Source organism: Gloeobacter kilaueensis JS1 (assembly GCF_000484535.1).
Taxonomy (GTDB): Bacteria; Cyanobacteriota; Cyanobacteriia; order Gloeobacterales; family Gloeobacteraceae; genus Gloeobacter; species Gloeobacter kilaueensis.
In genome coordinates, this window is record NC_022600.1 from 2,972,214 (window position 1) to 2,997,835 (window position 25,622).

At 60.9% G+C, this 25,622-nt stretch carries 23 protein-coding genes; 11 read left to right on the forward strand and 12 right to left on the reverse strand.

Annotation, left to right across the window (positions count from 1 at the left end; genetic code table 11):
• Positions 1-41 precede the first annotated feature (41 nt).
• From GKIL_RS13790 to GKIL_RS13800, 3 genes are all read left to right on the forward strand, one after another.
• Positions 42-2,294, forward strand: a complete 2,253-nt coding sequence (locus GKIL_RS13790; RefSeq protein ID WP_023174278.1) for a TonB-dependent receptor — start codon at positions 42-44, stop codon at positions 2,292-2,294.
• A 78-nt stretch (positions 2,295-2,372) separates the two neighbouring features.
• Entirely contained in the window at positions 2,373-2,639 is a 267-nt protein-coding gene (locus GKIL_RS13795) for a type II toxin-antitoxin system ParD family antitoxin (RefSeq protein WP_023174279.1), read from the forward strand.
• Positions 2,639-2,872, forward strand: a complete 234-nt coding sequence (locus tag GKIL_RS13800; protein ID WP_023174280.1) for a type II toxin-antitoxin system RelE/ParE family toxin — start codon at positions 2,639-2,641, stop codon at positions 2,870-2,872. The genes GKIL_RS13795 and GKIL_RS13800 overlap by 1 nt, the downstream gene beginning before the upstream one ends.
• Before the next feature lie 129 nt (positions 2,873-3,001).
• Here GKIL_RS13800 and GKIL_RS13805 read toward each other — a convergent pair whose 3' ends face one another.
• Positions 3,002-5,749, reverse strand: coding sequence for a TonB-dependent receptor (locus GKIL_RS13805; RefSeq protein WP_023174281.1), 2,748 nt, complete (start codon positions 5,747-5,749; stop codon positions 3,002-3,004).
• A 503-nt stretch (positions 5,750-6,252) separates the two neighbouring features.
• Here GKIL_RS13805 and GKIL_RS13810 point away from each other — a divergent pair.
• Entirely contained in the window at positions 6,253-7,539 is a 1,287-nt protein-coding gene (locus GKIL_RS13810; RefSeq protein ID WP_023174282.1) for a homoserine dehydrogenase, read from the forward strand.
• Here GKIL_RS13810 and GKIL_RS13815 read toward each other — a convergent pair.
• Both GKIL_RS13815 and hflX read right to left on the reverse strand, forming a co-directional pair.
• Positions 7,536-7,859 (reverse strand): metal-sensing transcriptional repressor, encoded by a 324-nt coding sequence (locus GKIL_RS13815; RefSeq protein WP_023174283.1) that lies wholly within the window; start codon positions 7,857-7,859, stop codon positions 7,536-7,538. The two genes, GKIL_RS13810 and GKIL_RS13815, sit on opposite strands and share 4 nt — an antisense overlap.
• A 21-nt stretch (positions 7,860-7,880) precedes the next feature.
• Positions 7,881-9,584: a GTPase HflX gene (gene hflX / locus GKIL_RS13820; protein ID WP_051382825.1), complete on the reverse strand. Its 1,704-nt coding sequence runs from the start codon at positions 9,582-9,584 to the stop codon at positions 7,881-7,883.
• Positions 9,585-9,771: 187 nt separating this feature from the next.
• On the opposite strand from hflX, the gene GKIL_RS13825 reads away from it, so the two are divergent.
• On the forward strand, positions 9,772-10,782 hold the full coding sequence (locus GKIL_RS13825) for an aldo/keto reductase (protein ID WP_023174286.1): 1,011 nt from the start codon (positions 9,772-9,774) through the stop codon (positions 10,780-10,782).
• An 89-nt stretch (positions 10,783-10,871) separates the two neighbouring features.
• Here GKIL_RS13825 and GKIL_RS13830 read toward each other — a convergent pair whose 3' ends face one another.
• The gene (locus tag GKIL_RS13830) at positions 10,872-11,537 is read right to left on the reverse strand and encodes a hypothetical protein (protein WP_023174287.1); all 666 of its coding nucleotides are present in this window, start codon (positions 11,535-11,537) and stop codon (positions 10,872-10,874) included.
• 314 nt (positions 11,538-11,851) lie between these two features.
• Between GKIL_RS13830 and GKIL_RS24840 the strand changes: the two genes are divergently transcribed.
• Complete coding sequence (locus tag GKIL_RS24840) at positions 11,852-12,142, forward strand: hypothetical protein (protein WP_144080396.1); 291 nt, start codon at positions 11,852-11,854, stop codon at positions 12,140-12,142.
• Positions 12,143-12,217: 75 nt separating this feature from the next.
• Here GKIL_RS24840 and GKIL_RS13840 read toward each other — a convergent pair whose 3' ends face one another.
• From GKIL_RS13840 to GKIL_RS13850, 4 genes are all read right to left on the reverse strand, one after another.
• Positions 12,218-14,020: an ABC transporter ATP-binding protein gene (locus tag GKIL_RS13840; protein WP_023174289.1), complete on the reverse strand. Its 1,803-nt coding sequence runs from the start codon at positions 14,018-14,020 to the stop codon at positions 12,218-12,220.
• A gap of 2 nt (positions 14,021-14,022) precedes the next feature.
• On the reverse strand, positions 14,023-14,943 hold the full coding sequence (locus tag GKIL_RS13845; protein ID WP_023174290.1) for a phosphoenolpyruvate carboxykinase (ATP): 921 nt from the start codon (positions 14,941-14,943) through the stop codon (positions 14,023-14,025).
• Positions 14,944-14,969: 26 nt separating this feature from the next.
• A complete protein-coding gene (locus GKIL_RS25315; protein WP_023174291.1) occupies positions 14,970-15,107 on the reverse strand; it encodes a hypothetical protein in 138 nt (45 codons plus the stop codon).
• A 393-nt stretch (positions 15,108-15,500) separates the two neighbouring features.
• Entirely contained in the window at positions 15,501-16,529 is a 1,029-nt protein-coding gene (locus GKIL_RS13850) for an IS110 family RNA-guided transposase (RefSeq protein WP_023171280.1), read from the reverse strand.
• A 493-nt stretch (positions 16,530-17,022) separates the two neighbouring features.
• On the opposite strand from GKIL_RS13850, the gene GKIL_RS13855 reads away from it, so the two are divergent.
• Entirely contained in the window at positions 17,023-17,217 is a 195-nt protein-coding gene (locus GKIL_RS13855; RefSeq protein WP_023174292.1) for a hypothetical protein, read from the forward strand.
• An 8-nt stretch (positions 17,218-17,225) separates the two neighbouring features.
• Here the strand turns inward: GKIL_RS13855 and GKIL_RS13860 are convergent, their stop codons facing one another.
• A complete protein-coding gene (locus tag GKIL_RS13860) occupies positions 17,226-18,704 on the reverse strand; it encodes a sugar ABC transporter ATP-binding protein (RefSeq protein WP_023174293.1) in 1,479 nt (492 codons plus the stop codon).
• Positions 18,705-18,889: 185 nt separating this feature from the next.
• On the opposite strand from GKIL_RS13860, the gene GKIL_RS13865 reads away from it, so the two are divergent.
• The 3 genes from GKIL_RS13865 to GKIL_RS13875 are packed head-to-tail and all read left to right on the forward strand — an operon-like array spanning position 18,890 to position 20,761.
• Positions 18,890-19,168: a type II toxin-antitoxin system TacA family antitoxin gene (locus tag GKIL_RS13865; RefSeq protein WP_023174294.1), complete on the forward strand. Its 279-nt coding sequence runs from the start codon at positions 18,890-18,892 to the stop codon at positions 19,166-19,168.
• Positions 19,165-19,686, forward strand: coding sequence for a GNAT family protein (locus tag GKIL_RS13870; protein WP_023174296.1), 522 nt, complete (start codon positions 19,165-19,167; stop codon positions 19,684-19,686). Before GKIL_RS13865 ends, GKIL_RS13870 begins: the two co-directional genes overlap by 4 nt.
• Positions 19,687-19,708: 22 nt before the next feature.
• A complete protein-coding gene (locus GKIL_RS13875) occupies positions 19,709-20,761 on the forward strand; it encodes a saccharopine dehydrogenase family protein (protein WP_023174297.1) in 1,053 nt (350 codons plus the stop codon).
• Here GKIL_RS13875 and GKIL_RS13880 read toward each other — a convergent pair whose 3' ends face one another.
• Together GKIL_RS13880 and GKIL_RS13885 are read right to left on the reverse strand one after the other, a co-directional pair.
• Positions 20,762-21,217, reverse strand: a complete 456-nt coding sequence (locus GKIL_RS13880; protein ID WP_041243954.1) for a hypothetical protein — start codon at positions 21,215-21,217, stop codon at positions 20,762-20,764.
• Positions 21,218-21,254: 37 nt separating this feature from the next.
• Positions 21,255-23,681, reverse strand: coding sequence for a sucrose synthase (locus GKIL_RS13885; RefSeq protein ID WP_023174299.1), 2,427 nt, complete (start codon positions 23,679-23,681; stop codon positions 21,255-21,257).
• A 100-nt stretch (positions 23,682-23,781) separates the two neighbouring features.
• Between GKIL_RS13885 and GKIL_RS13890 the strand changes: the two genes are divergently transcribed.
• Entirely contained in the window at positions 23,782-24,663 is an 882-nt protein-coding gene (locus GKIL_RS13890) for a metallophosphoesterase (protein ID WP_023174300.1), read from the forward strand.
• Positions 24,664-24,669: 6 nt separating this feature from the next.
• Here GKIL_RS13890 and GKIL_RS13895 read toward each other — a convergent pair whose 3' ends face one another.
• The gene (locus GKIL_RS13895) at positions 24,670-25,551 is read right to left on the reverse strand and encodes an AAA family ATPase (protein WP_023174301.1); all 882 of its coding nucleotides are present in this window, start codon (positions 25,549-25,551) and stop codon (positions 24,670-24,672) included.
• Positions 25,552-25,622: the final 71 nt, after the last annotated feature.

The following is a 25,622-nucleotide window of genomic DNA, read 5'->3' on the forward strand; positions in this document are numbered from 1 at the left end:
GATGCTGCAGGAGCAGTTGAGGGGCGGACTTGAGCAGACAGATGCGGTGGGTTGCAGTGGTTTTTTTGCTGCTTGCGATCGAGGGTGAGGCAGTCCTGGCAGAACCGGGCCTCGTCCTGACGCGCCGGGCGCTGGCAAAGCAGGAGGCGGACATCCAGACGGTCGCCCAGGCCCTGGAACCAGGCAATCCGACGAGTCCCGCCGGTGGCATCAGCCTCGACGAGGTGGTCGTCACCGCCAACCGCCGACCAACCGCGATCAAAGAGACGACCAGCACGGTCTACGTCGTAGACCGCAAGGAAATCGAACGCAAGGATGCCGTCAACGTGGGCGAGGCGATCCGGGGGGTGCCGGGGGTGCAGGCGAACGTCTTTGGAGCGGGGGCGGACGTTCACAACAACTTTTTTGTGCGCGGTCTGCCGAATCTGGGCGTGGGCGTGCTGGTGGATGGGCGACTGATCACCAGCATCAACCAGGAACACTTCGACCTGGCGGATCTGCCGGTCTACAACGTCGAGCGCATCGAGGTTTTAACTGGCAGCGGCACGACGCTCTACGGCTCCAACGCCGCCGGGGGCATCATCAACGTCATCACCCGCAAGCCCACCGGGCCGCTCGAAGGTGACATCAAAGTCGAGTTCGGCTCCTACGGCTTCAGCAACTACATCCTCAACTACGGCGGCAAGCTCGATAAGTTTGGCTTTCATCTTGGTTACCGCCAGTTCGACGCGAGCAACGACTATTACTATCAGGTGCAGCGCCCGACGGGCCTTTTTACGGGCTTTCGGCCCAACGGCGACGTCCATCAAAAGTTTTACGATCTCAACTTGAGCTACGACTTCGACGATCGCAACCGGTTGCGCTTCGACGGTTACCTGCGCGGCGGCGACCGGGGTTTAGCTCCCTTCTCGATCATCGATCCTTCCCGCCCACTGGTGAACGACGAGGGCGAACCGCAGTTCGAGCTGACCCGCCTCAATACCCAGTCCCACGGCCTCGCCCTCACCTACGACGCGGACCTTGGCCAGGGCAACGACTCCCACCTGCAGGTGACAGCGGCCATCGACCGCAATCTGGTGGTCGAGCGCGAAACGTTCGACCCGACGGACCTGGGCGAGTACACCGACGTTTCGATCTTCAACTTTTCGATTCGCCACGACTGGCAGTTCAACCCGAGCAACAACCTCACCTACGGCTTCGACTACATCCGCGAATTTGGCCGCTCCGGCGAGAACGCCGCCGGTGGACTGTTTAACTTTGACACCGGTGCGAGCCGCCCTGCCCTGTTTGCCCTCTACACCTGGAAAGTAGCCAGCAACTTGATCATGACTGTCGGGGCGCGCGAGACGATCCCGGACAACCTCCAGGCGAAGGGCCTGAACCGCGCCCTCACCAGTTCCTTCGACCCGAGCGCCGGTATCCGCTGGCAGATCACGCCTACCCTCGCGCTCAGGGCCAACTACGCCCGCATCTACCGCATCCCCAACTTCAACGACCTGTTCGGTCGGACCACCCACATCGGCAATCCCTTCTTAGAACCGGAAACCGGCAACTCCTACGACGTGGGCCTCGACTGGCAGACCGGCAATACGAGCCTTTTGCGCCTTACCTACTTTCGCCAGGAGGTCGATAACCTCACCGACTATCTGCTGGTGCGCAACGCCTGCAACCTCAACGGCAATGCTCCTGACTGCAACGACGATCCGGCAAGCAACGCCGAGCGCTTTCGAGTCAACTATCCGCGCATCGATGTCTCCGGTTGGGAGCTGGCCTACAACTGGCAAATTTCACCGGTCCTGAACGTCTTTGCCACCGGCACCGTCACCGACTCGCGCATCATTCAGGCTCCCAACCCGGCCACCATCGACGCCCAGTTGCAGCAGTTGGGCATCATCAACAACTCCGACGAGGGCACCTTCCGGGTGGACGTGGCCGAGCGCAACGCCCTGGTGCAGACGCAGTACCCGCTAGTGCCGTTTCTTACTACCCGCTTTGGCCTCAACTACGAATCGCCCACAGGTTTTGCTGCCAGTCTGTTTGTTAACCTCTCCGGCGGCAGGTCCGTCGATGTCAACCACGTCGGTCCCTTCGACACCACCCACCCGGCCCGCCTGCCCCCCGGTTCGCTCTTGCCCGGCTACACGACCCTCGATCTCTCCCTCAGGGTGCCGATCGCCCGGACGATCGTGCTCAACGCCTTTATCGACAACTTGCTCGGCACCTACTACGAGCGCTCCTACGGCAACGCCGCCCCCGGCTTTAACTTCCGAGTGGGCCTGAGCACGAGTTTCTAGCCTCATCCTCGGTTGCGGCTTGACGAGAATTTCTCTTTCTGCTACTAACAGATATTATTAGTTAGTGGAACCTGTTCTATGCCCACCAGCGTGGCCCTTGGGGAACACTTCGAGGCTTTTATCAAAGCTCAGCTCGCTTCAGGACGTTACAACAATGCCAGCGAAGTTGTCCGTGCTGGACTACGGCTGCTTGAAGAACAGGAAAAGCTGGAAGAACTCCGCCGCGCCGAACTGAGGGCAGCAGTCCAGGAAGGTATAGATAGTGGTCCTGGTCGTTCGGTCGAGGCTGTTATTGCTGAGCTGCGTGCCAGGCGCTCTGCTCAGCGCGATCAACGCCAGGTCTGATGCAGGTTGTTCTCTCAAAGCGCGCCGAGCTTGACCTCGAAGAGATCACCAGTTTCATCGCCCTAGACGATCCAGCCGCTGCAGAACGCTTTGAAGATAAATTGCTGGAACACACCCGTGCTATCGGTCTGGCCCCGCTCGCATACAGGGCACGACCGGATTTGGGAGCCAATATCCGCTCGTGCGCTCATGGTCGTTACCTTATTTTTTCTCCGTTGATCCAAGCTCGGTAACGATCCTGCGCATTCTGCACGGCGCACGGGATATCGAGAACATCTTCAACTCCTGAATGCGCCATCACATACAGAGTAAGAGCATCAGTGGTGGGTCGGGTTCTTGCAATGGAAGTGCTTGCAAAAGAGTTAGCCACCGAGCGTAAAGCGGCCTCCGAGGCGGAAGGTGGTGCCTGGTGCCGGGTTGGCGTCGAGGTACTCGTACTGGGTGTCGGTGATGTTGAAGACGCTCGCTGTCATAGTAAAGGCGGTGGTAATCGGAATCTCGAGGTTGAGATCGAGGGTGAGCCAGGAGGGCACCCGCGAGGAGTTGTCGCCCCGAAAGCGATATTTGCCGTCGTCATAGCGACCGAGCAAGGTAGCGCTCAGGCCCTTGTTGGTATAGGTGAGGGCGGCAATCACGCTGTTGAAGGGCAGGTTGTAGTCCTGGAACTCCTTGTAGTTGGGGTAGGTAACGCTGTCGATGTCGTCGCTGTAGTTGCCGTAGGGGCGCGCATCGACGTTCGTCCAGACCACCCGCAGACGCCACTGATCGGCGAACTGCCAGTCGCCAGAAAATTCGATGCCGCTGCCTCTGTAGCTGCCGAGGTTGATCGTCTGGGAGATGGTGACCGGTTCGCCGTTACCCGGTGCAAAATTCGGGTTAAAGAAGGTCTGGTTGTTGAACTTGTTATCGACGTAGGTGTCGAAGTAGGTGAGCTTGAAGGCGAGGTTGCGCGCCGGGCTCCAGTCCACGCCGATGTCGTAGGTGATGCCGGTTTCCGGTTTGAGGCTGGGGTTGGGCAAGCCCGTGTTCTGACCGTAGGTGCCGGTAGTGACGTAGAGGTTGAGCAGGCTGGCGGAGTTGAAGACCTGGGAGTAGTTGCCCCGCAGCGACAGGTTGTCAGAAAGGTTGACCCGCACACCGGCTGCCGGGGTGAGAATCGAACCGAACTGGTCGCTGTTGGTGTAGCGCAGGCCGACGTTGGTGGTCAACAACTTGCTGAAGATGATGTCATCGACCACAAAGACCGAGAGGCGGCTGGTCGAAAAACCTTTGTTGAAGTAGCTCAACAGTTCGTTGTTGTCGCCGCGCACGTTCTCCTGGTAGTCGAGCTTGTCCTGGACGTAGTTGACCCCGGCGCTGAGGATCTGGCCGGGGGAAAGCTGAACGTTGTAGCTGCTCTGGACTTCGTAGCGCTGGCCGACGACGTAGGGCCGCAGCAGATTTGCGCCGATCAATAGCTCACCGGCTCCACTGGCGGTACTACCGTTAGCAGCAATACCTCCCAGCAGGTCAGAGTTATAGAAGTAAAGCGGGTCGCGATAAAAGTGCAGTGCCTGGCGGTAGTACAGAAAGTACGTGTTGAGCGACTGGGAAGAATTGATGTCCCAGTCCCAACTGAAGGTAAATTCTGATTCGCTCGATGAGCGCTGGCGAAAAAAGGCGTCCTCGCCCTGGGCCTGCTCAGCCGACGGGTAGCTAAAGCCCGGTTTGAAGCTGATCCGGCCATTGTAGCTGTTGCTGTAGGAGTAAGGCAGCGCCAGGGTCGAGGAGGCGGTGACGGGCAGGTAGGTCTGCAGCGGACAGCGCTGCTCGCGACCAGAAATATCGACGGGCAAAAAGCGATCGAAGTTGTAGGTGCCGTTTTTGGTGGCGGTTGGTCCGGCGATGATCCCGCAGGCGTTGTAGTCGAAGTAGCCGGGACTGCGATCGTCGATGAGCAGGTTGTGCTGGTTGAAGCGGAAGCTCAGCTTGTTGTTGGTGGTCGGCTTGTAGATGAGCTTGGCCATGTAATTGTCGTTGCCGACGTGGGATTCGTTGTTGATCCCCTGGACTTTGAGAGGCGGGCCGACCTCCGGCTTCAAGTAACCGTACAGCGAGGTGCCATCTGGAAAGCCGCCGTTGAGGCAGGTGCCGAAAGCGTCAAAATCTGCAGCGTTGTCGGAGTTGCAGCCGGGGTTTCTAGCCACGTCGTTGGGGCCATAAAACTGGGGCGTGCGCGGCAGGGTAAAGCCAAAGGGGTAGTTGTTTTGAGCAGCGATGCCGGTGAAGATCAAGTTGTAGGCAAAGATGTCGTCGCCGCCGGAGAACTTGGCCACTGTCCGATTGAACGAATAGCTGCCGTACTCATAGCTGACGGTGAGCCTGGGCCGGCCCTTGGGCGTCTCGGTGATCAAGTTGATCACACCGCCCACCGAACCGGAACCGTAGCGCAGCGTCGAACCGCCCGTGATCACCTCGATGCGCTCCAGATCGTCAAGAACGATCGCCGAAACGTCCGAGCGGCCATTGAAGGGCGAGCCGAGGCGCACACCGTCTCTGAGCACGACGTACTCGGTGTCCGGGAAGCCTCTTAAAAAGTTGGCGCTCAAGTTGGACTGGCCACCCAGAGCCGGGGTGGAGTTGTTGAAGCCAGGAATCAGCAGCAGAGCGTCGGAGACGGTGACCGCTCCCTGGGCCTGAAAGTCCTCGCGCTTGACGATGTTGACCGATTGGGTGGAGTCGCGGGCGCGGGTGGGACGGCGGGTGGCGGTGACGGATACTTCGTCGAGAAAATTACTTTGATCTTCGTCCGGCCCAGCGGCGGTGGCCGCCGGCGGCTCCGGGAGGTCAGCAGGGCGCTTCTGGCTCAGTTTGGGCTCCAGCGGCTGTGTCCACTGCCAGGCGGACGGAATGTTCTGCAGATCGGCGGCACCGGTGCCTGAGGCTTCGCGCAGCAGATCGCGGAGGTGGGGTGTTGCCTCCTCACTGCTGCGCGCAAGACGATAGCCGTCGGGAACCACCGGCTCCGCCAGCGCCCGCCCCGCGCCCACAAGGGACAGCGAACCGGCCAGCAAGACCGCCACCGCCAGCACAGAGCCGGGACAGCTCATCAACTGTATATTTTTAGACATCAATTACTCCTCACACAGCAGGGGGCTCGATGCGCAATCTTTTGCACGGCGAAAGCCGCCGTGCAGCGGAACATTCAAATAAAGGCGATCAGCAACTCTTCGAGAAATTTACTCCAATAACAGGTGCTAACAAGAATCAGTGTCGGAGAAGCTATTAAATTGAGCTTGCAATTGCATTTGCAAATCAAGAAAATAGAACTTCAAGAATACCTTGCAGTCGATGTTGGCCTCCAGGATAAAACTTACTTTCGCTTTAGCGACTGACGATAGCGCCCATCGCAAAAGGATTTTGTATCTAATACCACTTTGTGCGTTAACAGTGGACTTGAGACTAGTTTTCAGTCGTATGGGCTTCTGGTTATCAATTAGATAGCGAACTGGAATGAGACCGAGATAAAAGCAGAAACTGACGCTTTTTGCAGCGGTTGGTCTGTTCTGGTAGTTGTCCCTTCGCTCAGCACTGGTCGGATCGTGATAGCCTGCTACGGTTGGCAGGCGAAATTATGGCAGGCACCCTGCGTCTGGCGCTTATTGGTCTGGGTACGGTCGGCAGCAGCGTTCTTGCAATCTTGAACGATGTGGCCGGTCTCGATTTGCGTCTGGGTGCGGTACAGGTAGTCGCCGCTGCCGTGCGCGATCTGACGAAAGCGCGCAATGGTCCGCTGCCGCCGCTCTACGAGGACGCCCTGGCCCTTGCGTGCCGCCCGGACATCGATGTCGTGGTCGAGGTGATGGGCGGGGTCGAGTTGCCCTATCAGCTTCTAAAAGCAGCACTCAAGGCCGGTAAGCACGTGATTACGGCCAACAAGGCGCTGCTTGCCCGCCACGGCGAGGAATTGTTTGCCCTCGCCCGCACCCAGAACCGGCAATTGCGCTACGAGGCGGCGGTGGGGGGCGGCATTCCGCTGCTGCAGCCGATCGAGCAGTGCCTCGGGGCCAACCACATCCAGGCGGTGACGGCGATCATCAACGGCACGACCAACTACATCCTCACCCAGATGGCCACCCGCCAGATCGCCTACGAGGAGGCGCTGGCCGAGGCCCAGTCTCTGGGTTACGCCGAGGCGGACCCGCGCGCCGATGTCGAGGGCAACGACGCCCAGGAAAAGCTCACCCTGCTTGCCGCTCTTGCCTTTCGCACGCCCCTGCCGGATCTGGCAGCGGTCTATCGCGAGGGGATCACAGCGGTTGCTCTGCCCGACGTGATGAACGCCCAGCAGTTGGGCTTTGCGATCAAGCTTCTGGCTATCGCCACCCGCACCGCCGATGGCCGCCTCGATCTGCGGGTGCATCCGACCCTGGTTCCCCTCGATCACCCCCTCAGCCGGGTCGATGGAGCCTACAACGCCGTGCTCATCCAGGCGGAACCGGTGGGCTCGATCATGTTCTATGGCCCCGGCGCGGGGGGTGGACCGACAGCGAGCGCGGTCGTCTCCGACATCATCAATATCCTGGCCGACGCGCCTACCGGGGCGATCCCGCCTGCGAGCGAAGCGGCTCCTTTGCACTATCTGCCCATCACCGCAGTGCAGACGCGCTTTTATATTCGCCTTCGCGCCCTCGACCAGCCCGGTGTCATTGGCCACATTGGCCAGATCTTCGGTCAGCACGCCGTCAGTCTCGCCTCGATCGTCCAGAAAAATCCGCGCGGTGCGGCGGCAGAACTCGTGATTATCACCCACGATGTTCCAGAGGCACGGCTACGGGCCGCCCTTGCCGAGTTGCGCGCCAGTGCCGTCGTCCAGGAATTTTGCACCGCCATCCGGGTTCTGCCCGAAGGCAAGCGCTAGTCTAAAAAGCGGTCGATTGCCTGGTTGAGCGCCTGAATTTCAGCCAGACCACCGCCGTTGTTGACCGCATGCACGATGCAGTCGCTCAGGTGTTCTTTTAAGATCAGCCTGGCCACCTGGGTAAGGGCAGCCCGCACCGCCGAAATCTGCACCAGTACCTCCGGACAGGGCCGGTCCTCGCGCACCATGTTGCTGATGCCCCGCACGTGCCCCTCGATCCGCGCCAGCCGATCGACCAGCACCTTGATGTGGGCCGGGTCGTGATGATGGTGGACTGCTGACTCGATTGGCAGTGCTGTGGGTTGTAACTCTGAACTCATAGTGTCAGTGTACCAACGGCCCTACGGCTCGCCGTCGATGCTCGACTCGGCCAGGGGCAGATCGGTGAGCGATCGCACCCAGCGGAGGAGTGCCTGACGCAATGACAGAAATCCCCAGCCTTTTTGAGCGGAGATAAACAGCGCCAGGGGATACTCCTGCTCGGCAAAGCTGCGCAGCTCAGGACTGACCCGGTCCACTTTGTTGAAGACTAGCAACTGGGGACCGGTGGCGATGGGCAGGCTTTCGAGGATGCGCTGGACAGCTTGAATATGGTTCATCCAGGCCGGATTGGACAGATCGACGACGTGCAGCAGGGCGTCGGCCTCGGTCACCTCTTCGAGGGTGGCTCGAAAGGCATCGATGAGCTGCGGCGGCAGGTCGTGGATGAAGCCCACCGTATCGGTGAGCAGCACCGGATCGCCCGTGGGCAGCTCCAGACGGCGGGTGGTCGGATCGAGGGTGGCAAAAAGCTGGTCCGCCACCAGCGCGTCCGCGTCGGTAAGGGTATTGAGCAGCGTCGATTTACCGGCGTTGGTGTAGCCCACCAGGGCAAAGACCGGCACTTCCTTGCGCTGGCGGCGGGCGCGCAGCCGGGCGCGGTGGGCCTGCAGGGCGTTGACTTCGAGCTGCAACTTGGCGATCCGCCGCCGGATAATCCGCCGGTCCGTTTCAAGCTTCGTTTCACCCGGACCACGGGTGCCGATGCCGCCGCCCAGGCGCGAGAGCGCCCCGCCCCGCCCGGTGAGTCGCGGCAGAAGATACTGCAGCTGGGCCAGCTCGACCTGCAACTTGCCCTCGTGGGAGCGGGCCCGGCGGGCAAAGATATCGAGAATCAGCTCGTTGCGATCGACTACCCGCACCCCGACCGCCTGTTCGAGGTTGCGCCCCTGGGTGGGGGTGAGTTCCCGCCCACAGACGACCAGATTTGCCCCCAGATCCTGCACGCTGAGAGCCACCTCTTCGAGCTTGCCCTGGCCAATCAGCGTCGAGGGATCGGGCTGGGCGCGGCGCTGGTAAAAGACCTTGAGCACCTCGCCCCCGGCGCTCGTCACCAGCTGCACCAGTTCAGAGAGTTCTTCTTCCATCGCCCGCTGGCTGGTGCGCGTCGAGAAAAAATCGACCAACAGCACCCGCTCGCGGTCGCTCTCGACCGCCCGCGCCGTCGCTGTGCGCCGAAATTCGTCTTCGAGATCTTCTAAGAAGACATCAAAATCTTGAGCGGCCACCTGGCTTAGAGATTGCGGTGTAGAAACCACCCAGCGCGCCAGCGGATCGGGGACGAGGTTGGCAATCTGTGCCCGCTGAACGAAGCCGCTCGGCGCAGCGCTGCGGCGGCGAAAACCTTCGACGGCGACATCGAGGATCACCAGCGCGTCGAGCCGCTGCAGGGCGAGGGCAGTGAGCGCTCCCCGATTTGGCCCCTGCATGTCAAACTGGGTGGCGATGCAGCGCAGGCCGCTCAGACGCTCGGTGCCCTGGCGGGGCAACTCGTCTATCGAAAACTGGGTTTCTTTGGGCGTACCCACCCCGACCCGCACCACCTGCCCGCGCCGGTTGGCGTACACGCAAAGCGGCGTCTCCAGCTCTGCGCTCAAAGCTGCCAGCCGCTCGCCAAACTCGATGCTCAAAAAACGATTCAGAGGAAACGGCAGGCTGTACAGTCGGCTCAGCTGTCTGAGTTGAGCGGGCTTGAGACCTTTGTGAGAACCGTAAATCTTATCTATGATCTGAACCTGAAAGAACGGCAGTTTCGTAATGGCCCTATTATAGCGACGCGGACGCGCCGGTAGCCCTTCAAGAAAGGCTGTCTTAAGAAACGTCCCTCAAAGCCTCCTCCCGATGGCAGATTGCACCTGCTGCGATTCGAGAGTAGCTAGATGTAGAGACATCGAGTCGCAGGCGAGGGACAGCATGGGCAGCAGCAGACGCCAGTTTTTGATCACCACTTCGGGTACCCTCGCCGCCGGGATCGCTGCCGGCACAGGCAGTACCGTTCAGGCCGCCGGACAGACAAAAAGCGGCGAGATGCTCTACCGGACCCTGGGCCGCACGGGCGAGAAGGTGTCGGCGATCGGCCTGGGCGGCCACCACATCGGACGGCCCAAAGACGAGCAGGAGGGCGTCCGGATTGTCCGGGCGGCCATCGACCGGGGCATCACCTTTATGGACAATTGCTGGGACTACCACGAAGGGGGCAGCGAGTTGCGGATGGGCAAAGCCCTGCAGGGCGGCTACCGCCAGAAAGTCTTCTTGATGACCAAGATCGATGGCCGCACCAGAGAAGCCGCTGCCCGGCAGATAGACGAATCGCTCAGGCGGCTGCAGACCGACCGGATAGATCTGCTGCAGCACCACGAAGTCCTGCGCCTCGAAGATCCCGACCGCATCTTCGCTGCCGGCGGGGCGATGGAAGCGGTGCTTGCGGCGCAAAAAGCCGGTAAGGTGCGCTACATCGGCTTTACCGGCCACAAGGACCCGCTTGTCCACCTGCGGATGCTCGAAGTGGCTGCCCAAAACAACTTCCGCTTCGATACGGTGCAGATGCCCCTCAACGTCATGGATGCTCACTTTCGCAGCTTTGAAGCCCAGGTGCTGCCCAAACTGGTCGCAGACCAGATTGGTGTCCTGGGCATGAAGTCGATGGGCGATTCGCACGTGCTCAAAAGCAACACCGTCAGGCCCATCGAGTGCCTGCACTACGCCCTCAATTTGCCCACTTCGGTGGTGATCACGGGCATCGACAGTATGCAGCTGTTGGATCAGGCTTTCGAGGCGGCGCGCACCTTCGAGCCGCTGAACCCCGATCAGGTGAGCGCCCTGCTCGCCCGCACCCGCGAGGCGGCACTGCGGGGCCGCTTCGAGTTGTACAAGACCACTCCGCAGTTCGATACGACGGCCCAGAAGCCCCAGTACCTGGGGTAGGGGTTGCAATCAACCTGAGCGGAACCGGTTCTATTCTTGAGATTTAATATATACTTTTGTGACTCTTGCTGTACAATGGCGGTCCTATATTAGTCCAGCCCTTCACGAGGGAATAGGGACGGACGCCAGAGCAAGTAGGCGATTGGTCCTACCAGAGGCACCGCTGCCGCCAGCCACAGGGGCCAGATCTGCTTAGAGTTGCGACGATACAGATCGTCAGGGATCAGCACCGGCAGCAGGGCGGTGCTCACGACAAAATCGAGACTCATCACGTGTACGAAGCGCGAAGCGTGCCACTGGGCAGCGAAGGCGGCCCAATCGCCGTGGGTGAGGCCGTTATAGAAAAACCAGCCTATTCCCACTGCAGTGAGCAGTACGAGCCAGCGCGAATCGAAGATGCGCACCAGCCAACCGGCTGGTTTGCGGGTGGGCCAGTTGTGGTGCGGCTGGCGCAGGATCAGATAAGGGAGCAACGCGAAGGCACCGACAGCGAAGGCTGCCAGCCCAAAGGGCCAGGCAGGCAGTTTCTGGCCGTGGCCGTCGGGGATAAGCAAAAATAGATACAGTAGCGGGATCAGCCCCATCAGGTTAAACAGCGAGACCACCAGCGGCTCGCCCTGACCGAGGGCCAGCGCTGTCAGGCTCTGCACCAGTTGCTGGGGCGTCTGGGTCTCGGCGGGAGCAAGAAAAAAAGCGTAGATGCCAAAGGCTATCCACACCAGTCCCAACAAAAGGCGAACGACGAAGGTCGGCATCCTGTTCTCCCCCAGTCCTGCTACAAGTCTAATTTCAGCTTCCCGTATCAGCGGTAGTGCTGGGCCTATGTCTATCACCAGCACTTTACGATAAGAAAAATTAGCTGGGGCCGATAAACATGAGTAAGCTCCCTGCTGGAGCGGGAGACACTTTTTTCCAGGAGATGAATCCCATGTCGTCCCTGCCCGTACAGTTGCTAAAAATGTGGAGAATTTCGGTTACCAAGGAGGGTAGGCGGTCAAGTTCGTCTCTGAGACTTCTGAACCAGGGAGTAGGTCTCTCTACGCAGCGAGACCAGCCATCAGGTCCATTTTTGCTTTTTATAAAAATTGACACGGGTGTCTTTTTATTCCTCTTTGACATTGAGCCAGTGATGGTGGGCGATTATTCGCTACAGGTCATCAATGGTGAACCAAACTTCGAGCGTACTTTTCTAACAGCACCACAGATCAAAAGAACAGCGTGCGATCTAGTAGCACAAGTCGCTTCGGGACAGCAGATAGAACTTCCAGTCCTGTTAGGCGAGTGGGAACCGAATGCAGAAATCAATGGCAACTGGCAGCAAGACCTGAACGCCAATCGGTTACCCCAGGTGGCAGGTTGAGATTCAAGGGATGACGAAGGTCGTCATCCTGTTCTGCTACAAGTGTAGTTTTCGCTTTCAGTACTGGGGAACTCTTCAGCGGTAGTGCTGGGCCTGCAACTCGAAGAGGCGGGCGTAGGTGCCCTGGCGGGCGATGAGTTCGTCGTGGCTTCCCTGCTCGACAATTCGCCCCTGGGCGAGCACGTAGATGCGGTCGGCGAGTTTGACGGTCGAAAGACGATGGCTGATGAGCACTGTTGTGCGCCGGGCCGCCAGAAGCTGGAACTTCTCGAAGATCTCGTCTTCGGCGGCGGCGTCGATGGCACTGGTGGGTTCATCGAGAATCAGCACCGGGCAATCGCGCCAGAAAGCCCGTGCCAGCGCCACTTTTTGCCACTGGCCAACGCTCAGTTCTTCGCCTTGATCGAACCAGCGTCCCAGCAGCGTCTGGTAGCCGTCGCGCAACTGGGCGATGACCTCGTGCGCACCCGATGCCTGGGCGGCACGGGCGATAGGCTCGCTTTCTTCGGCGTGGGCGGGGGCGATATTTTCGGCGGCACTCAGGTGATAGCGGGCAAAGTCCTGAAAGATAGCGCTCACCGTCTGCCGCCAGGTGCGCAGGGACAGATCCCGCAGGTCGATGCCATCGACGGTGATCCGGCCTGCACTCGGGTCGTAGAGGCGGCAAAGCAGCTTCACGAGCGTTGTCTTGCCCGAGCCGTTCTCGCCGACGAAGGCGACGATCTGGCCAGGGGCGATCGTGAGGTCGATGTGGTCGAGGGCCGATTCTTTGCTGTCGGGATAGCAGAAACTCACGTTCTCGAAGCGGATGCCGCTCTGCAGCGGCAGGGGCAGGGAAACAGGCTCGGCAGGCTCGGCGACGTGGTTGGGCAGATCGAGAAATTCGTAGAGGTAGCTTAAGAACAGGTTGTCTTCGTAGAGGCGAACAAGGCTGCCCAGTGCCTCCTGCAGGTAGGTCTGAGCGCGCTGGAATGCCTGGAAGTACATGAACAGATCCCCCAGGGTAAGCCCGCCCTGCAGGGTGCGAAGAGCGATGTAACCCAGGCAGGCAAGAATGGCGACGGCTGCTCCGGCCTGGGTGGCAAAGTCGGCGAGTGCCTGTTTAGAAGCCAGTTGCAGCCGCTCGCGGCGCAACTCGGCGCGCAGCTCGCAGTAGCGCTGCTCAAAAGCCTCCGCCAGATCGAAGAGACGAATTTCTTTGGCGTGGCTGTCGCCGGTGAGCATTCCGTTGAAGTACCAGGCCCGCCGCTCGCGCGGGGTGCGCAGGCGCTGCCAGCGAAAGAGGGTCTCAGCGTAGCGCAGCCGCACGAGGGTACCAGGCAGGACGGCAGCGAGCAGCAGCAGGGCCGTCCCCCAGTGCAGCGTCAACAAAAGCAGAGCCACCGCGAGCAAAGAAAATACACTCTGGCCCAGTTGCACCAGCCCGGCGATGATCCGGGCGGGGCGAAAGGGTGCTTCCTGTAAGGCCCGGTGCAGCGTGTCGTAGTAGCGGGCATTCTCGTAGTAGGCAAAATCGACCGCCGCCGCCTTGCGGTGGACGATCCCGTGCAGATAATCGGTCACCACCTGGGTCTGAGCCTCGCTCACCCAGCCGCTCAGCGCCCGGCAGGCGGCAGCGGCCAGGGCCGTGAGCCCCAGTAGCCCCAAAAGCGGCAGTACGGTGGCGAGGGCACTGCTTTTATCGGGCAAAAGCAGGCCGCTACTCACCCCATCGACCAGCAATTTTGTCAGATAAAGCGAGGCGACGGGCAGAACCGCCTGCACGACGAGCAAAACGAGATTGGCGCTCGTCCAGCCGGGGCTGCTCTGCCAGACCAGCCGCAGGGCACGGCCCAGTTGTAGTACCTGCCGGATTTGCAACCTGTTTTGTTGTGCCATCGCTAGCTATGCACTCCCGGCGCTGAGCGCTGCCAGGTGCGAGTGCGCAAAAAAGCGAACACATCCGGCAGGCGGGCGAACTGGCGCGGGTAGAACAACTGCTCCACCGGCACCCGCGCCACCAGTTCGGCGTAGGCGGCGAGCAAGCCGGGATGGGTGACAGCAAAGTAACGGGCGTAGTAGCTGTGGGCAATCAACTCGAAGACCGCCTGGGCCGGCGGCACCGTCCGGCTTTCGATCCGATCGCCGTCGCTCTGCTCCAGCAGGTAGATCGCCTTGAGGGGCACCGGCTGATTCTGGACCTGCCCGCCCAACCGGGTTGGGTGGAGGTGAAGCTTGTAGTCGGTCGTGCCCGCCACCAGGCCCAGGCTCTCGGCGGTGTGGGCAAACAACTTGAGGCGGGCGTAGCCGGGGATGGCCTGCATCTGGCGATCGACGCTGAGCACGTCGTCGCTTACGAGCGCTGCGCCCTGGCTCAGGCAGTAGGCGCTCAGGGTCGATTTGCCGCGTCCGGCGTGGCCCACGAAGGCCATTGCCCCTTCTTTGAAGGCAACGGCGTTGGCGTGAACGGCCACACGGCCCTGCAGCAACAGACAGGTGCCGAGCACACTCGCGGTCATAAAATTGAGAAGCGAGCTTTCACACTGGCCTGCCTCGGGGTTGACCAGGAGAATCTCAACGCGCTGGCCATCCTCGTCGATCCAGACACCGACCGTCTCAGACCAAGCGAGCCATCGCCTTCCGCCGCGCTCACCAGCAAAAATTTCCTCGCTCAGCCCCCGGCCATCCAGGGCGACCGGCAACGCATCCACGCTGCGCAGGCAAACCTGCTCAGCCTTGAGAGCGGGCTGCAACTCCCGATAAGCGATCTCCGCCAGCGTATCGAGAACGGAGGAGGCCCGGTTCGCCTTCAGCATGGCCATCTGGTGCCCTCTCCACCGTGCGCCGATCAGCAAACGCTATGGGAACCGAAGCCACCGGGATAGCACTCCGGGTGCAGCGGCGGATAGGCCGCCGTCATCGCAGTGAGGTTGCCGAGGGGCTTGACCTGAGGAGCAATATAGGCGCGTTTCTGGGAAGACTTCATAGTTTTTACCTGCCTGTGCGAGGGAAAGAAGAAGCTTGTTTGCTCAGTATAGAGTCGCCAACGTAGCGCGATCCGTTTTGAGGCGCTGGAGGGCCGCAGATTGGCCAAAAAGGACTAAGTAGACGAAGCGAAAAGCATCAGGTTTTGGGTTGGAGTGAGGGAAGCGGATTTTTGGGAGCTGGTTGTTCTTTTGCTTTTTTGGGTGCTTGCTAAAACCGTCCCCCACCCCTCCACACCCCCACCTGGCCCCAAAAGGGGCCTGCCCCCCGCTCTCCTCCTCCTGCCCCCCGACCTGGCCCCAAAAGGGGCATGGGGGGCTGCCCCGCCGGGCAGAGGAGAAGAGATACGGTATTGAGAGTCAAGCAGCCTCCTCCTTTCTTCTCTTCCTCCGCCCTACTGCAAGCAAACCAACCTGCCGTGCTCTGCATCGAAAGGCGTGTCTGTTTTCACAACCGCCCAGGCAATGTGTAAGAGTTTGCGAGCCGCAGCGCAAAGCGCTACCTTTGCCGGTTTACCGGCTGCTCGTAGCCGCTGGTAAAAGCTTTTAATCTGCTGATTGCAGCGGATCGCACTCAAGCTCGCCATATACAGCGCCGTGCGTAAGCGGGCATTGCCTGCATGGCCGATGCGCTCTGGTCTATGAAGGCTGGTGCCGCTACGGTGGGAGCGGGGAGCGAGACCCGCGTAGGCCACCGCCGCTTCCACCGTTGCACAGCAGCCGAAGTTGAGGGTACTCACCAACACCCACCCAGCGGTGACAGACCCAATGCCTTTGATAGTGCGCAGCTTGGTTGCAGCTTGATGCCAAAGCGAGTCTTGGGCGAGCAGCGCTTCTAGCTGAGCTTCCATCTGCGCAATCTGCTCATCGAAGGTGTGGCTCAACTGCTCCAGACTCGCTTGTACCGCCGCCACCACCAACGGAAATTGCCGCAGAGCGTGCAACTGGTTGTGCAGTTGTTGGCGTTGCTGCAGCAAGGCATCGCGATGCTGCAGGCGCTGTTGGAGTTGGTAATAAATCTCAGGCGGCGGCTGCCAAAGACCAGGTTGCAGGGCGGCAGCGAGTTGGGCAAGCGTCTGGGCATCAAGCGCATCGCTTTTGGAACGCTTGAGCAGTGCCCTGGCAAAGTAATGAGACTGAGCGGGGTTGACCACACTGACGGCAAAACCTTTGAGCGCCAGAAATGTGGCCAGTCGCATCCAGTAGGAGCCTGTGGCTTCGATGACCACTAACACCTCAGCGGCGGTGGGACAGACGGCGAGTAAGCGTTCGGCCAATTGGCAGTGTCCTTCGGGGGTTTGGGGCAGTGTGATGGCAGCGGTAGGCTTTGCGTGGGTGAGCAGCCAGGCGGCAGTGACAGTGAGTGCCGCCACATCAATACCGACAAATAGCTGATAGTCGTTTTGTGAACCGTCTCGCTGCATGAGTGTCTCCAGTTGAAGCTTCAGAGGAGGTAGGCAAGTTCCGCAGGACGGCAAAAGTCTAGCCTCGTGATACGTGGTCAGTGCCACTCGATACGGTTCAGCTTTGCCGGTCCTTGATAGCGGGGGACAATCTCTTCCACGCGGTCAAAGCCGCAAGGGGGGGCACAGTCCTCACCGCTACCTTGGAACCAATAGCAATATACGAGGGGGGGTTCACTGTAACTGGGCTGCAGGCGCGATGGGTGAGGTCAGTCGCAGGCTCGTCTTATTTTTCTTCTGCTGCAAGGGAGGCAGGGCTGCTTGGAGCTGATGTTGAATGACCTTCGTCTACTAGCAACCCTTCCATCGTGACCGCAGCGTCGAAGTGGTCGAGCCGCGACCCGGTTTTCTGCCGTCCGGTGGGAGGATCAACCCTACCCGAGGCACAGGCCACCGCAGGCAGGAAGTTGCCACAATGAGATGTACATCCTACCGAGTTTCGAGGAGCAAGAAGGTGAGTCAGCAAACCTACAAGAATATCGAAGGGTACCGCAACTTCTGGCTTGCCGCCACACCAGTGATCGACGGCGCAGTGCGCACGATCGGCCTGCATCGGACTCTGCCGCCACTGTATAAGACCGCCAAGGTGATCGGCGTGCTCAACATCGCCATTCCGACCCTCATTCTGGCTGTGATCGAAGAAGTCTGAATGGTCCCTCAGCTGCGAACGCCGAGGGCAAGGCTCAGGATGTGCTTCACGTCGTAGGGCGGGCTCTGTTCGCTCACGATTCGGCCCCCCTGGAGCACCAGCAACCGCTCAGCCACCTGGACAAGCTCCGGCAGATCCGAGGAGACGAGCAAAATAGCGGTGCCTCCGGCAGCGAGGGTGCGGATGAGGCTATAGATTTCAGCTTTCGCTTCGACATCGACGCCGCGCGTCGGCTCGTCGAGCAACAGAACCCGGCAACCGGCAAGCAACCAGCGCCCGAGGAGAGCCTTTTGTTGGTTGCCGCCACTTAATGTCCGAATAGCCATCTCCTGGCAGCATGGGGCGAGGCGCAACTGTCCTGCGAGTTCGCCGCAGGCTCGTCTTTCTCGATCCTGGGCGATCATTCCCATTCGAGAATGGTTTTTGAGGGTACCGAGGGCCATATTTTCGCGCACGACGCGCTCTGGAATAAGACCGTGGCGCTTGCGGTCCTCGCCCAATAGACCAATTCCCAGAGCAATCGCTTCGGCAGGCGAGCGCAACTTTACCGGTCGCTCACCCAGATGGATCGTTCCCCCTTCCGCTGCCTGGGCACCAAAGAGCGTGCGCACCAGGCGGGAGCGGCCCGAGCCTGCCACCCCCATCAGCCCGACAATTTCTCCGGCCCGCAATTCCAGGTGGACGTCCTTGAGGGGGCCGGTGCGCAGGTGGCGCACCGCCAGCACCGGGCGCTGAGCCACCGGGCGCTGGTGGGGCGTGGATGCCTCCAGCGTGCGACCGACCATGTGTTGTACGACCGCTCCCGGTGTGAGCGAACCGACACTGGCACTGTGAACCCGTTTACCGTTGCGCAGCACCGTCACCCGGTCGCACAGCTCGAAGATTTCCTCCAGCCGGTGCGAGATATAGATAATCGCCGTCCCGTCGTCTCGAATCCGGCGCAGCACAGCGAATAACTGGGCCGTCTGCTGGGCGCTGAGGCTGGCGGTCGGCTCATCGAGAATCAACAGCCGGGTGCGCTGCCGCAGGGCGCGGGCCGTCTCGACCATCTGCTGTTGGGGAAGGCTGAGCTGACGGACGAGGGCACAAGGATCGATGGCCTGCCCCAGCCTCTCCAGGAGCCTGCGGGCCGTTACCTCGATCTGAGCAAAATCGACGGGCCGCCACCAACTTTGCGCCTCACCCAGGCAGATATTTTCGGCCACGCTCAGTTCTGGTACCAGGGCCAGTTCTTGATGAATCATCGCAATCCCCTGGGCCCGCGCCGCACGGGGCGAATCGAGGCGCACGGGCGCTCCCTGCCAGCGGATTGTGCCGCTGTCGGCGGCCAGCGCACCGCAGAGAATCTTCATCAGCGTCGATTTTCCAGCGCCGTTCTCGCCCACCAGCGCGTGCATCTCGCCCGCCTCGACCTCGAAATCGACGCCATCGAGCACTGTCACCGGACCGAAGCGGCGCGTCACATTCTCGATCTGCAATAAAGCCATGCTGGAGCTATCTGTCGCTGTCGAAGAGCATACCCGCCCTCGTCCGCCGTCGCCATACCTTTCGCCGGGCAGAGAGGGATGCGACAGCCGCCTCGCCGAGAATGTACGGATTGAAAGCGTACACGTTTGACACAGAGTCAGCCACTGTGTACGCTTTGAAGAGGTACAAAGTTTAGAGAACGATCATGTCCAGAGCTGCAATCAATGACAATGGACGGATGAGCTTCCGGGTGCGGCCTGAGCAGAAGGCGATCCTCATGCGGGCGGCAGCGATCAAAAAGACTGGTCTGACCGATTTTGTGCTGCAGAATGCCCTACAGGCCGCCGAGAGGGTGATCGAAGCAGCCGAGCGCGTGCAGCTTTCCGAACGAGACAGTCTGCGAGTTCTCGATCTTCTCGAAAACCCACCGGCACCGAATGCGAAGCTGCGGGCAGCTGCGGCTGCACTCCCGCCCTTAAGATGACGCCTGCATGGCACGAGGAAGCGATCGCCAGACACCACGACCGCAAGGCATTTGATTGCGGCGACCAAGATCTCAACAACTTCCTGCGCCATTCAGCGCGCCAGAGTCACGACAGGGGCGGTGCAAAAACCTTCCTGGCTATCGGCGACAGCGATGGGTCGATCCTTGGCTTCTACAGCGTTGCACCGGCAGAGCTTGCCTACGCCCGGACACCGGAAGTTGTCCGTCGTGGGTTGGCAAAGCACGCAGTACCGGGCTTTCGGCTCGCACGGCTTGCCGTGCATGTCGATGTGCAGAAAAAGGGCCTGGGCGGTCAGCTTTTACTTGCCGCTGGCCGCCGTTGCCTGCGGACTGCAGCAGAAGTTGGCGGTGTCGTACTCTTGATCGATGCCAAGAGTCCGCCCGCTGCAAGCTGGTATGCCGGCTTTGGTGCGGTGGCCCTGGAAGATGCACCTCTGACCCTCATGTTGCCGCTCGAAACGATCGAGATATCCCTGCGAGCTGCAGAAAAGCTCTAATGGGTACGTAGGAGCAGAGGCGATGACAACACGACAGAACTTTTTGCTTTACGGGGCGAACGGTTATACCGGTGGCCTGATTGCCCGGAAGGCGACCGAGGGGGGGCTGCGGCCTGTTCTCGCGGGCCGCTCCCAGGCGGTGGCGAGGCTTGGGGCGGAACTGGGGCTGGAGTACCGGATTTTTAACCTCGAAGACCGCGCTGCCCTCGATCGGGCTCTAGAAGAAGTGGTCGCTGTGCTGCACTGCGCCGGTCCTTTTGTGCGCACCAGTGGGCTGATGGTGGCGGCCTGCCTGCGCACCGGCACCCACTACCTCGACATCACGGGTGAGGTGGCGGTCTTCGAGGCGGCGATGGCCCGCCACGAGCAGGCGCAGCGGGCGGGAGTCATGCTCATGCCGGGGGTGGGCTGCGACGTGGTGCCCACCGACTGTCTGGCGGCTTATCTGGCAGCGCAACTGCCGGAGGCGGATAGCCTCGTTCTGGCGCTGCAGATTTTGAATGTTGTCTCACGGGGAACGGCGCTCACCATCGTCGAGGGCCCCTACGAGGGCGGGCTGGTGCGCCGCGACGGCATCCTCACCCCGGTTCCGGCGGGTTATAAGACCCGGAGCTTTGACTTTGGGGCCGGGGCGGAGGAGGCGACGACGATCCCCTGGGGCGATCTCAATACCGCCTTCTGGCAGACGGGCATCCCGAATATCGAGGCGTACCTGGTGCTGCCGCCGGCGGCGCGGTTTTTACTTTTTGCAGGCCAGTGGCTGGGGGGTGTGCTGCGCTCGGAGCCGGTGCGCAACCTCCAAAAACAGTTCATCGCCTCCGGGCCACCGGGACCGACCGAGGCGGAGCGGCGGGCCGGGGTCTGCCGCTTCTGGGGGGAGGTGACCAAGGAGGGGCGCTCGGTGCAGGCTCGCCTGCGGACGGTAGAAGGCTACACGCTCACGGCCCTTACGGCTTTGCTCATCGCGCAGAAAGTGCTCTCAGGCCAGTTTCAGCCCGGCTTTCGCACCCCTGCCCAGGTGTACGGGGCGGATCTCATCCTCGAAGTCGAAGGGTCGCTGCGCGAGGATCTGTAGCTAGCGACCGATGCGGATCGCCCGCCAGAACATGCCCATCGCCCCACCGACGACAAAGACCAGGTCGAACAAAATCCGCGAAATTTGCAAAAGTTTGCCAAGGTTGCGGCTGAACTCGGCTGCCGGCGCAGGCAGGTTGAACAGGTTCGGCACCGCCTCCAGGGCGGTGCCCAGGGCCAGGCCCATCGGATAGACGGTGAGAGCCACCCCCAGCACCAGCGCCCAACCGACGCCATTGTCCAGGATCTGTTCTTTGAAGAGCTTATCGAAGCACAGCCGCACCGCCACGCCCGCAACCACCCCGCACAACAGGGGCAGGACGACACCGAGGAGGATCGGGTTACGGGTGAGGGGGTTGGAGATAAACAACAGCGTCAGCAGGGGGCAGACCACCAGCAGGCCCAGATCGCTGAGGACGACGCTCCAGGCGATCTCCGGCCACGGTAGCAGAGACATTCGGCGCAGCATGGCATCGGCAGTAGAATGATCTTTCTCACTCTATCGCAACTTGCAGGGCGTGCCGCTCCAGCAACTTCTGCGCTCCTGGCTTGTAGAGCAGATAAAAAAGCATCTCGATGTAGCGCAGCAGATCTTCGCGGTTCTCCTGGGAACCGTAGTTCCAGAAGCCGTAGATGCGGGCGAGGGAGAGCAATCGGGTGGTGTGGATCTTCCAGGTGTAGGTGCTGTAGACGCGCTGGATCCCCCGGCTTGAAATTTGCTGCCAGTAGTCGGGGTTGGCGTCGCACTTGGAGAGAAATTCGACGATCGAAGCGGCCATCTCCTCCTGGGCGTTCGGGTTGATCAAGAAGCCGTTGACGCCATCTTGAATGATCTCAAGCGGGCCGCCGAAGCGGGTGGCAAAAGTTGGCAACCCCGAGATCATCGATTCGAGAATCGTCAGACCGAACGCCTCGAAGAGCGCCGGTTGCACGAAGATGCCCTGGCGATCGGCCACCACCCGATAGATCTCGCCCGAATCGACCTTGGCGAGGCGCACCCCCAGCCAGCGGATCTTGCCCGCGAGCTGGTAGCGATCGACGATCTCGTAGAGCCGGTTGATCTCGGCAATTTCTTCGCGGTCGGTAGAATCTTCAGCCCGCAACTTGCCCGCCACCAGGATCAAGTTGGCCCGCTCCTGCAACTCGGGGCTCTTAGCGAAGCACTCGGCAAGGCCCGTCAGGTTCTTGATCCGATCGAGGCGGGCCATCGAGAACAGGGGCCGCTTCGTGGGGTCGGCCAGATGGCCAAAGACCTGCTCACTGTCCTCGAGGCTGAAGAGCAACTGTTCGAGGCGCTCCCGGTCACCGGGGGTGCGCTCCTCGGTGCGGGTATAAGGAAAGTAGATATTCTCGTTGACGCCGGGGGGCACGACGTTGAACTTGGGGTTAAACAGGTCGATGCCGCTGACGACGTGGTACAGCTCGGGCATCGTGAAGTGCCGGTAGGACTCGTACTGGCCCATGCTGTCGGGGGTGCCCGCGATCTCCTGGTAGGTGCTGCTGATGATAAAGTTGGCGGCGTTCATCGCGATCAGATCGGCGGTGTACTGCAGCGAAAAGTGATACTGCTCGTCGAGTTCCTGCCAGTGCAGGTTCGAGAGGGCGTACTTCGACTTTTCGAGGGCGTGGGCGATGTTGCACTGGGTCACCTTCAGGCGGCGGGCCAGCAAAAAGGCGACGAGATTGCCGTCGGAGTAGTTGCCGACGATGAGGTCTGGCCGCCCGCCCAACTCGGCCAATAGTTCCCGCTCCGAATCGAGGGCGAACGATTCGAGGTACGGCCAGATCTCAAAGCGCGAGATCCAGTTCTGGGTAACAGACGGGTTAAATTCCCGAAAGGGCACCCGCAGGATCCAGGCATTGTCGGTGCCGTAGACTTTTTCGAGCCGCTGGTTGGAGCGGGTGCCGTCGTTGTTGGCAATGAGCCGCGTCAGAATAATCACCTTTGGCGTCGTCTCCAGCCCTGCCAGGGCGTGGTCCTCCTGCAGTTGCTTCTCAAGGCTGCGGGCCTGATCGAGCACGTAGACGACCTGGCCGCCGGTATCGGGACGACCGAGTACGCCCTCCTGGCCGAACCAGCCGTGGCTGGAGACGAGCACCACCCGAAACAGCATCGGGATGCGCGAGATCAAAGATTCGAGAATCTCGTGGTCGGGCGAGTCGATGAGCGCGTCGAGCAGTTCGAGCGACTCGCGCACCCGCGCCGCCGTGTTGCCCCAGCCAGGCTCGAAGCCGAGCGATTGCATGTCGAAGCGGAAGTTGGCGTAGGGTTCGTCTGGACGCCTGCTGCTCACCAGCGCCAGGACGCGCTTGAGCTGGGTGCTCAACTGCTGCTGGGTCTGAATGCGCTCGTTGATCAGTAGCTGCGTGCCGTTGTAGCGGTGCAGACGCAAGAACTGAAACAGCGTCTGTAGCCACTGGCCCGGATCTTGAAAGAGTTTGCTCGAAAGATAGCGGTTGAGAAACTGCACCCCCCGGCCAATGTTTTTAGGATCGCGGATGCTCGGCGAAAAGTCGTAAAAAGGCTGGAAGTCCAGCTCCAGCACGTCGCCATCCTGGGGCCGGAAGCGCCCGGCGGTCTGATCGCACAGGTCGAGGTACGCCTGAATCGTCATCGGCTCGACTCTAAGATCCTCGCGGTTGATCCGGACCACCTCCTGCCGGGCGACCACCGGCCTGATGACCAGGCACAGACTCTCGTTCTCGACGATGAACTCCTGCGTAAAATAAATCAGTCTTGCAAGCAACGAATGGTTGTAAAAGTTCGCTTCCTTGCCGACACTTGCGCAATATTCTGAAAAAATTTGCAATATATCGCTTCGTAGCAGGTAACGCTTTTCTTGCTGGTAGAGTAAGCCGATGAACTGGCGCAGGTCGGCGCGCTCGTCACTATCGATTACCATCTGCAGGAGTTCCGACATACAAGCTCCTTTTTTCGTCTCAACTAATGATGTTACGGCTGCGTAACCCAGGGGCGTCCTACTATAGATAGAGATGCACCGAGGGAGTTCCCAACGCCGGATGTTAAGCCGTCGCCGTCTACTGGTTTCCGGGCTGATCGCAACCGGAGGTGCCACCCTCGCTCTGCCTGCCTGGGCAAGGGTCGAGGCTGACTCCCTCAAATTTGAGACTGTGCCCATTCCGATTGTCGGCCTCGAAGCGCCCCTGCGGGTGGCTCAACTGAGCGATATCCACTGGGACCACCGCAGTGTGCCGTGGAATTCGATCGAGCAGGCAATCGACTACATCAACGCTGCCGAGGTCGATCTCGTTGCGCTGACTGGTGATTTCGTCACCTACGATCCGGCCCCGATCTTTGAACTCGCCCCGGCTCTGGGCCGCCTGCGCGCCCGTCACGGTCTTTTTGCGGTTCTGGGCAACCACGACAATGCCCACCCGAGGGGAGCACGAACGATCAAAAAAGCCCTGGCCCGCGAACAGATTGTGCTTATCGAAAACCGCTGGACAGCGGTCGCCTCACTGGCCGTAGGTGGCACGGGCGACCTCTGGCACGGGCCTTTTGAACCCGAGCGCGTCTTGATGCCCCTGCGCGGCAGACGCCCGCTGCTGCTACTGTCCCACAACCCGGATGGCTTCTGGCGGCTGGGCGAGCAGCGCCTCGACCTGCAGTTGTCGGGGCACACCCACGGCGGCCAGGTGCGCCTGCCGGGGGTCGGGCCGGTGCTCGCCCTCAAAAACCGCCTGGGCGACCGCCTGCGCCGCTATCTGCCCGAACTGGGCGATTCGCTGCAAAAACACGCGATCATCCGCACCAACAGCTGGGCGGGCCTCTACGGACAGGGAAAAAACTGCCTCTACGTCTCGCGGGGCATGGGCCGCTTCAAGCGCCTCAGCATCGGCTGCCCGCCGGAGGTGACGATCATCGATTTGATCCCGGCCTAGTCGCCGCTACTGGTGCATGTAGGCTTCTACCAGGCCGGTGTGCAGCGCCTGCTGCTCCGCGAGGAGCTGATCGCCCCAGCGCAGGCAGTGATCGAGGGTGAGGCGCAACCGCTCGAAGACCGGCGGCTGGCCGCCGTGGTTGACAAGGTGGAGGCTGATATTTTCGAGGCCCCAGGCTTTGATCTGCCTGAGCAACTGCTCGTCGTAGGCCCGCGCCCGAATCGCCGCAAAAAAATCCACCGGTTGCCGGGCAAAGCGCTCCTGCAACCGCTCCAGATCGAAGCGCGACATCTGCGGGTCGTCGGCGAACATCCCCTGCAGGATACCGGACAGCTCGGCGGGAGTGGGCTCCCAGTAGAACTTGTCCATCCGCCCTTCGCGGGTCAGGGGGGCGTAGAGCTTTGAAAAATCGTTGCCCGTGACGACGATCGGGATGCGCGGCAGCGGCTTAGCGTCGTAGCTGCCGGGCAGCTGCACGTTCGTAGGGTTGTCGGCGATCGCCATCAGCGCCGCGTTCACCATCTGGGTATTGACCGTGTACTGGATTGAGTCGCGCCAGTAGCCCGCCCCGGCGTCGATGTCGTGGATGACGAGCACCGCCACCCGGCCCCGCACCCGGACAAGTTCCGCCGCCTCCCGGTAGCGCAGGCGGATCAGACGGCTGGGCTCCCCGGCATCCGGACTCTCCAGCTCCGCCGAGGCAATGTGAATCGTGTTGGCCCCCAGATCTTCGAGGCTGCGCTCGACCATGAACGATTTGCCCTGGCCCTTCGGCCCATGAACGCCCAGAAGGAGCGGAACCTGGACCCTGGGCAGTTGGGCGAAGTTCCTTGCAATGTGCAGCGCCACCTTGTCGCGGAAGCGCTCTGGAAGAAAGTAATCGGTCATGGCCCTGCCCCCTCCGATCGAAGCCGCCGCACCCGGCTGGTCAGCATTGCCATAGTAAACCGTATCAAAAG

Coding starts and splice junctions, on each gene's coding strand:
- GKIL_RS13795 (WP_023174279.1), top strand. CDS start 2,373: ATGCCCACCAGCGTGGCCCTTGGGGAACACTTCGAGGCTTTTATCAAA.
- GKIL_RS13800 (WP_023174280.1), top strand. CDS start 2,639: ATGCAGGTTGTTCTCTCAAAGCGCGCCGAGCTTGACCTCGAAGAGATC.
- GKIL_RS13845 (WP_023174290.1), bottom strand. CDS start 14,943: ATGGCCATGCTGAAGGCGAACCGGGCCTCCTCCGTTCTCGATACGCTG.
- GKIL_RS13875 (WP_023174297.1), top strand. CDS start 19,709: ATGACAACACGACAGAACTTTTTGCTTTACGGGGCGAACGGTTATACC.
- GKIL_RS13870 (WP_023174296.1), top strand. CDS start 19,165: ATGACGCCTGCATGGCACGAGGAAGCGATCGCCAGACACCACGACCGC.
- GKIL_RS13850 (WP_023171280.1), bottom strand. CDS start 16,529: ATGCAGCGAGACGGTTCACAAAACGACTATCAGCTATTTGTCGGTATT.
- GKIL_RS13895 (WP_023174301.1), bottom strand. CDS start 25,551: ATGACCGATTACTTTCTTCCAGAGCGCTTCCGCGACAAGGTGGCGCTG.
- GKIL_RS13860 (WP_023174293.1), bottom strand. CDS start 18,704: ATGGCTTTATTGCAGATCGAGAATGTGACGCGCCGCTTCGGTCCGGTG.
- GKIL_RS13790 (WP_023174278.1), top strand. CDS start 42: ATGCGGTGGGTTGCAGTGGTTTTTTTGCTGCTTGCGATCGAGGGTGAG.
- GKIL_RS13890 (WP_023174300.1), top strand. CDS start 23,782: ATGTTAAGCCGTCGCCGTCTACTGGTTTCCGGGCTGATCGCAACCGGA.
- GKIL_RS13810 (WP_023174282.1), top strand. CDS start 6,253: ATGGCAGGCACCCTGCGTCTGGCGCTTATTGGTCTGGGTACGGTCGGC.
- GKIL_RS13830 (WP_023174287.1), bottom strand. CDS start 11,537: ATGCCGACCTTCGTCGTTCGCCTTTTGTTGGGACTGGTGTGGATAGCC.
- GKIL_RS13885 (WP_023174299.1), bottom strand. CDS start 23,681: ATGTCGGAACTCCTGCAGATGGTAATCGATAGTGACGAGCGCGCCGAC.
- GKIL_RS13805 (WP_023174281.1), bottom strand. CDS start 5,749: ATGTCTAAAAATATACAGTTGATGAGCTGTCCCGGCTCTGTGCTGGCG.
- GKIL_RS13880 (WP_041243954.1), bottom strand. CDS start 21,217: ATGTCTCTGCTACCGTGGCCGGAGATCGCCTGGAGCGTCGTCCTCAGC.
- GKIL_RS13825 (WP_023174286.1), top strand. CDS start 9,772: ATGGGCAGCAGCAGACGCCAGTTTTTGATCACCACTTCGGGTACCCTC.
- GKIL_RS13865 (WP_023174294.1), top strand. CDS start 18,890: ATGTCCAGAGCTGCAATCAATGACAATGGACGGATGAGCTTCCGGGTG.
- GKIL_RS13815 (WP_023174283.1), bottom strand. CDS start 7,859: ATGAGTTCAGAGTTACAACCCACAGCACTGCCAATCGAGTCAGCAGTC.
- GKIL_RS25315 (WP_023174291.1), bottom strand. CDS start 15,107: ATGAAGTCTTCCCAGAAACGCGCCTATATTGCTCCTCAGGTCAAGCCC.
- GKIL_RS13840 (WP_023174289.1), bottom strand. CDS start 14,020: ATGGCACAACAAAACAGGTTGCAAATCCGGCAGGTACTACAACTGGGC.